General features: G+C 57.0%; 6 protein-coding genes. 4 read left to right on the top strand and 2 right to left on the bottom strand.

Annotation, left to right across the window (positions count from 1 at the left end):
* From YH62_RS31080 to YH62_RS26830, 4 genes are all read left to right on the top strand, one after another.
* A partial coding sequence (locus YH62_RS31080; RefSeq protein ID WP_046797390.1) for a mannose-1-phosphate guanylyltransferase occupies positions 1 to 105 on the top strand: 105 nt, incomplete at its 5' end.
* 48 nt (positions 106 to 153) lie between these two features.
* On the top strand, positions 154 to 1,059 hold the full coding sequence (locus YH62_RS26840) for an FkbM family methyltransferase (protein ID WP_245282216.1): 906 nt from the start codon (positions 154 to 156) through the stop codon (positions 1,057 to 1,059).
* Between the two features lie 183 nt (positions 1,060 to 1,242).
* Positions 1,243 to 2,241: a glycosyltransferase gene (locus tag YH62_RS26835; RefSeq protein ID WP_046797389.1), complete on the top strand. Its 999-nt coding sequence runs from the start codon at positions 1,243 to 1,245 to the stop codon at positions 2,239 to 2,241.
* A gap of 72 nt (positions 2,242 to 2,313) precedes the next feature.
* Positions 2,314 to 3,516 carry an acyltransferase gene (locus YH62_RS26830; RefSeq protein WP_245282215.1) on the top strand — a complete coding sequence of 401 codons (1,203 nt, stop codon included), beginning with the start codon at positions 2,314 to 2,316 and terminating at the stop codon, positions 3,514 to 3,516.
* 860 nt (positions 3,517 to 4,376) lie between these two features.
* Here YH62_RS26830 and YH62_RS26825 read toward each other — a convergent pair.
* Together YH62_RS26825 and YH62_RS26820 are read right to left on the bottom strand one after the other, a co-directional pair.
* A complete protein-coding gene (locus tag YH62_RS26825; protein ID WP_046797388.1) occupies positions 4,377 to 5,882 on the bottom strand; it encodes a tripartite tricarboxylate transporter permease in 1,506 nt (501 codons plus the stop codon).
* A gap of 4 nt (positions 5,883 to 5,886) precedes the next feature.
* Positions 5,887 to 6,339, bottom strand: coding sequence for a tripartite tricarboxylate transporter TctB family protein (locus tag YH62_RS26820; protein ID WP_046797387.1), 453 nt, complete (start codon positions 6,337 to 6,339; stop codon positions 5,887 to 5,889).
* Between the last annotated feature and the right edge of the window lie 23 nt (positions 6,340 to 6,362).

Here is a 6,362-nt window from a genome sequence, read left to right as displayed (position 1 = left end):
GCCAATCCCGGCAAGATCACGCTCGAGATGATCGAGGTGCAGACCGGCTCCTATCTCGGCGAGGACGATATCATCCGTATCGAGGATACTTTCGGAAGGAAGTGAGGCTTCCGAGATCGCAGCTGTGCCTCCTGCTGTGACGTGCCGCCGCCTATGGCCGGCGCGACGCGTCGACACGGTGCTCGTCTGGGGTCCAAGCGGAAGCGGAAGCGGAAAGGAGTCGAAATGCGTCCGCGAAATTTCTTTCTGTCGGCTTCGGCCAGGCATGCCGGCTCGCTGTTGCACAAGCCTTCCCTGCAAGCATTGATCTTCAATGCCGTTCGGCTGAACCGGCCCGAAGTGACCGATTTGCTGCAAAGTGACGAGCTCGGCTTCCTGGCCTATTGCATCGCCAGGCGACGGAACTCGAGGGCTCAGATCCTCCAGGATCTCTGGGTGTGCTATGAACTTGAGGAAATGCGCGGCGGATATTTTGTCGAATTCGGATCGACGAACGGCATAACCAACAGCAACACCTGGCTTCTCGAAAAGGCCTTCGGATGGCGCGGTATCCTTGCCGAGCCAAATCCGTTCTGGCATGCGGATCTGGCGGCCAATCGCAACGCCCATATCGAGCATCGCTGCGTTTCATCCAGATCCGGTGAACAAGTGACGTTCCTCGCGACGGATGGCGTAGACCCCGAACTCAGCGGAATTGCGGCGTTTGCTAACGGCGACCATTTTGCCGACGTCCGCCACAGCGGGACCCCGATCTCCGTCGAGACCATCTCGCTCAACGATCTGCTCGACGCCTATGACGCTCCTGAAACCATCGACTATATTTCCATCGACACCGAGGGAAGTGAGCTGGACATCTTGTCCTCCTTCGACTTCGGGCAGCATCGCTTCAACCTGATCTCCGTGGAGCAAAACTCCCGGACGAAACGTGCGATAGAAACGCTGCTGATGAAGAACGGCTATGCGCGGGTGTTCCCGCAGTATTCCCAATGGGACGGCTGGTATGTCTCAAAGGAGCTCCGGTCCACTCCGCCGCACGAAATTATAGCGCCTGCTCTTTGATCGCACTTGATCGCCTGCCCACCCGCCTCAGCATCGCGGAGCCCGGCGACGCGGGCGAAGGATGTTCCGGGAGGATGCAGTAACCCCAGGCTTCCGATCTTGACAAAACGAACAAACTGCTTCTGATTTAAGATAAATACACCATACGGAATTTGTACTCCCTGACCTCGAGGGGATTTTGCCATGACGCAGACTATTTCCGTAGTTCTGGCAACGTTCAACGGGGAACGTTACCTCACCGAGCAGCTGACGAGCATATTGCGTCAAACCCGCCCCCCTAACGAGGTGGTCGTAAGCGACGACAACTCACAAGACGGCACGGGGCGGATATTGGACCGCTTCGAGCGGGAAGCGCCTTTCCCTGTCATACGTTTGCGCAATGCGGTTGCCTTGGGCTTTCGCGAGAACTTCCTGGCTGCCGCATCGAAAGCGACAGGGGATTGGATCGCCTATTGCGACCAGGACGACATATGGCGCGCGGACAAACTGGAGAAATGCGGCAGCTTCTTCGACGAAGAAGGCGTGACGCAGATCGCGCACCAAGCCGAACTGATCGACGAGCATGGGAACCGGATCGGAACCTTCACGCAGGGCATCGGCAAGACGTGTGTTCGCCCATCCCTGTTTTATGATGTTTGGGGAACCTTTTGGGGCTTCTCGATGGTCTTCCGGCGAGAGATCCTGACGCTGATCCCGGCGGCTCAACGGTTTATCGATTACATCCAGCCACAACATCTAATCGCCCACGATCGCTGGGCCTTTTTCCTGTCACAGAGCCTTGGCCTGACAGTGGAAATCGCCGAGCCGCTGGTGGATTACCGACAACATTCCACAAACCTGTTCGGCAGCCGCTCTCGCCGGCAAACGCAGGGGCGGGCGGCAATCCACAGCAAGAACTGCGCTTACATAAAGGCGACGGAAGGGATGCTGGATTGCATCCGGAACCTGCCTGGTGACATTGAGGAGAGATTTCCTGCCTTTCGACGTGACAAGGCCCTGTCTGTGCTGTCGGCAGCACTGAGGCAGGTCGAGGCGAGAGGCAAGCTTTACGAGTCGAACCTGCACTCACGCTTTGCCCATCTCGGTTACCTGTTGCTGGCGGGTGGCTACAAAGGTGCTCATGATGGGCGATTGCGGTGGCGTTCCATCGGCAGGGATCTGGCATATTGTTGCGGTGGCTGATGCCCTCTCGACCGAGGCCAGTCGTCCTTCGCTCGGGAAATGCTGCAGAAACGCTCCCGCAGGCTGACTTGGATGATGATCGCCGCTGGGTTTCGCCGGTCATTTGCAAGCGAGGAACAGTTATTCGGGAAGATCGGCACGCAGCAGACGGCCGTTGAAGCGCATCCCAACTGCAAGCCATACAAATCCGGCGGAGCTCACATGATGGCTTCGAAAGACACCGAGCATTATATCGCACTCGATGGCGTTCGTGGTGTTGCCGCGATTTCAGTCCTGTTTTTCCACCTCGGCCGATGGCTGGACTTGCCCTGGCTGGCCACCAACGGAAATCTTGCGGTCGATACGTTCTTTACACTCAGCGGCTTTGTGTTGGCATCCGCTTACGCTGAGAAAATGCACCGTCTCTCCCTGTGGGATTTTGTGCTCATCCGCGCCATCAGGCTGATGCCGGTCATCGTTCTGGCGACAGTAATCAGCGCGCTATACGTCCTAGCCCGCAGTTTATTGACGCAGCAAGGCATTCTGCTTTCCGATATTGCAGTGGCCGCCACTCTGGGAATTCTCAACGCTCCCTATTTCTACGCGCCGCATCACCTGGGAGGGCCGCAGTTATTTCCTCTGAACGGGCCGCAGTTTTCGCTCTTCCTGGAGGTCGCATCCAATGTTTTCTGGTGGACTTGCCGTTTCCTGAATCAGGTCGTCTTCGCAGTAGCTGCCGGTATCGTTTCGGCAATTTCGTTGGTGTTCATGGGCATAGGCGGCGATACGACCGAGACCTTCTGGCATGGCTTCCCACATGTGGGATCTTCATTCTTCATCGGGATACTGCTTTTTTACATACATCGAAATCTGGCTGCAGAACGATGGAGTGTTTACTTCAAAACATCGTTCTGGATCCTGATTTCACTCATGATGATCATGTTCTACACACCGGTGGAAGCTTCGTTCTCGGCGAAATTGATCTGGAAACTGCTTCTCGCCCCCGCGCTGGTACTGGCAGGCCCGCATGTGGACCTCACCGCATTTCAGAGAAGCCTCTCCAAATACAGCGGGGACATATCTTTCCCCATTTATGCCCTGCACTACCCGATATTCTGCTGGGTGAACGGCATCTACCAAATGCTCCTGGGCAGCCGAAATCCCCATTTCGAGATCCCGCTCGTGACGCTCGCAGTGGTTCTGACCAGCCATTTCGCATTGCGTCTGTACGACAAACCCCTGCGCTACCACCTCTCGCAAGCCGTCCGAGCCGGGAAACCTCCGCCGAGTACCTAGCCACGGCACATTCTGGGCCGATGCCAGCGCTGCAGTCTGTAATATGAAATCTTGACGGCATCTCCGCGAGTGCTAGCTCACCACTGACATCTGACAAACTCTCTCGTGGAAATTGGATGGAAATGGATGGACAAATGGAATTTCGAAATACGGCAACCGTCCGATCAAGTCCGAAATCCTGTCGCTGATCGCCGAAATCGACGAATTCAAGGGTGCTTGGCGTGCGATCGGCCGGATCGCTCCTGAGCGGCTGTCCGACCTCCGGCGTGTAGCCACGATCGAAAGCGACGGTTCCTCCACACGTATCGAAGGGGGTACGCCTTACCGACCGAGAGGTCGAAAAGCTGCTGGCAAACATTCGGCTGGGGTCGTTTACGACACGCGACGAGCAAGAAGTTGCCGGCTATGAGGAGGTGATGAGACCACCTTTAGTGCTTACGAAGCTATTTCATTCACCGAGAATCATATCCGTCAGCTCCACTGCGACCGTTGGCAACGCGTTGTTCAACCAGCCTTGGATACAGCGCCACAGCTTCATTCCTTTGATGACCATTTGAAACTACGGCGCCGACTGATTGAAAGTCGAGGCGTGACCGTTTGAAATCACGCAGGCGGCTGATTTAAAGTGCGGCATGCCAGATGGCGGCATGGGGTAGGAAAGAGGTCACGCAGGCGCTGCTGAATCTTTCGCTGATTTGTCACGGAATTGACCTAGTGGGCCCTCAACGGAGTGGTACCCGATCAGAAGCGAAGCGAAAGCATTTGTGCATAGTTCTATCGCACCGCCAGCCGACTAGATCTTCCAAACGGAAGGAATGCAGCTCTTGAACGAGGTCGACCCAGCATTGTTCGTCAGGCAACTAACTTTCTTCCGCGAATATCTCCTCACGTCTTCTGCGTACGATCGAAAGAGCCGGCGCTATCAGCAACAGTGCGGCCAGGAGCAACATGGCCGCACTGATCGGCCTTTCAATCAGTACCATCGCATTGCCGCGCGATAACAGCAGCGCGCGACGAAGGTGCTCTTCCATCATCGGCCCAAGGATGAAACCGAGCAGCATCGGTGCAGGCTCGCATCGCAGTTTGACAAAGCAGTAGCCCGCCGCTCCGAAGATGATCAGCATCCACACGTCGAACATTGAATTGGAGAAGCTGAACACGCCTATGCAAGTGATGACGATGATCGTCGGAAAAAGCAGATGATAGGGAAATGTCAGGAGCCTCACCCACAGTCCGACCAGTGGGAGGTTAAGCACGACCAGCATGGCGTTTCCGATCCACATCGAAACGATGAGACCCCAAAATAGCGCCGGCTGTTCCGAGATCACGTTCGGCCCTGGCTGGATGCCATGGATCATCAGAGCGCCGATCATCAAGGCCATGACCGGATTGGACGGCAGGCCGAGCGTGAGCATCGGAATGAACGAGGTCTGCGCGCCGGCATTATTGGCCGATTCAGGCCCGGCCAGTCCTTGCAGCACTCCGCTGCCAAACTTTTCCGGCTCCCTGGAAATCTTCTTTTCGATTGCGTAGGAGGCAAACGACGAGAGGGTCGCCCCTCCTCCGGGCAGAATTCCGAGCACCGAACCGATGGCCGTGCCCCGCAGGATGGATCCCAGAGCTTCGCGGAAGCGCGCCAAACCGGCCAACAGACCAGTAATCTGTGCCGCGGCTACCTCCTGTTCGGAGGGGTCGTCGAGATTGCGCAGGACTTCGGCTATGGAGAACAGTCCCATAGCCAACGCCACGATCGTGATGCCATCATAAAGATCCAGCATTCCGAAAGTGTATCGCTGCACGCCAGAGGTAACGTCCGTTCCGACAAGCCCGAAAAGCAAGCCGAGGATCGCCATAGCGATCGCTTTGACAATTGAGCCGTGGGCTAGCGCTATCGCTGCGATGATGCCGAGGATCATCAGCGAGAAATATTCCGCCGGTCCGAACAGCAGTGCAGCTCTCGCCAAAGGCGGGGCAAGCAGAGCGATGATGAAGGTGGCGATGGTCCCGGCGACGAACGACCCCATGGCCGCCATCGCAAGCGCCTCCCCCGCCCGCCCCTTGCGAGCCATCTGATAGCCGTCGAGCGCGGTGACAACGGAGGAGGACTCTCCAGGTGTATTGATAAGGATTGCGGTGGTCGATCCACCGTACTGGGCGCCGTAGAATATGCCGGACAGCATGATGAAAGCGGAAACCGGCGGCAGGCCGAATGACAGCGGCAGCAGCATGGCCACGGTCGGTGCCGGTCCCAGTCCGGGCAGGACACCGATCAAGGTTCCAATCAGCACACCGGCAAAGCAATAAAAGAGATTGAGAGGCGTGAGCGCCGTTTCGAAACCAAGGGCCAGATGGGAGAGCAATTCCATTGTTTCAGCCTCCGATCCAGGTGCCGATCGGATGAAGCGGCAGACCGAGGGCGAGGCGGAAGATCAGGTCGGAACAGAGCGTCAGGCCGGCCGCGAGCAGCAGGGCGGGCCTCCATCGAAACGCCCGGCTCGCAGACGCCGCCAAAAGAACGACGACGGGCAGTGTCAGATAACTGCCCAGAGGCTGCATGAAGGCTGCGAAAACGATCATGGCACCGAGCACTCGCGCCATCGGACCGTGACGAGGTATCGTAACTGGCTCGTCAGCGGCAAAACTTTTCACCGAGATCACGAGACCGGCCACGATCAACAGCCCGGAAAGGATGACGGGAAAGAAGCCCGGTCCCATGCGCAGCATGGAACCGAAGCCGAAATCAAGACCGAGCCAGAGGAAGATCACACCCAGCAGGATAAAGATCAGCCCCGCCAAACGGTCAATGCCCATAAAGGCGTGCATGTTCAAAACCTCCCATAAACAAT

It is taken from the genome of Rhizobium sp. LC145, assembly GCF_001005825.1.
Taxonomy (GTDB): Bacteria; Pseudomonadota; Alphaproteobacteria; order Rhizobiales; family Rhizobiaceae; genus Neorhizobium.
Note: the sequence above shows the minus strand (reverse complement) of the source record. Positions and strands in the feature narration are given on the sequence as shown.

Excerpts from the sequence above, each read along its gene's own strand:
- YH62_RS26840 (WP_245282216.1), top strand. The coding sequence starts at position 154 with ATGGCCGGCGCGACGCGTCGACACGGTGCTCGTCTGGGGTCCAAGCGG.
- YH62_RS26825 (WP_046797388.1), bottom strand. The coding sequence starts at position 5,882 with ATGGAATTGCTCTCCCATCTGGCCCTTGGTTTCGAAACGGCGCTCACG.
- YH62_RS26820 (WP_046797387.1), bottom strand. The coding sequence starts at position 6,339 with ATGCACGCCTTTATGGGCATTGACCGTTTGGCGGGGCTGATCTTTATC.
- YH62_RS26830 (WP_245282215.1), top strand. The coding sequence starts at position 2,314 with ATGATGATCGCCGCTGGGTTTCGCCGGTCATTTGCAAGCGAGGAACAG.
- YH62_RS26835 (WP_046797389.1), top strand. The coding sequence starts at position 1,243 with ATGACGCAGACTATTTCCGTAGTTCTGGCAACGTTCAACGGGGAACGT.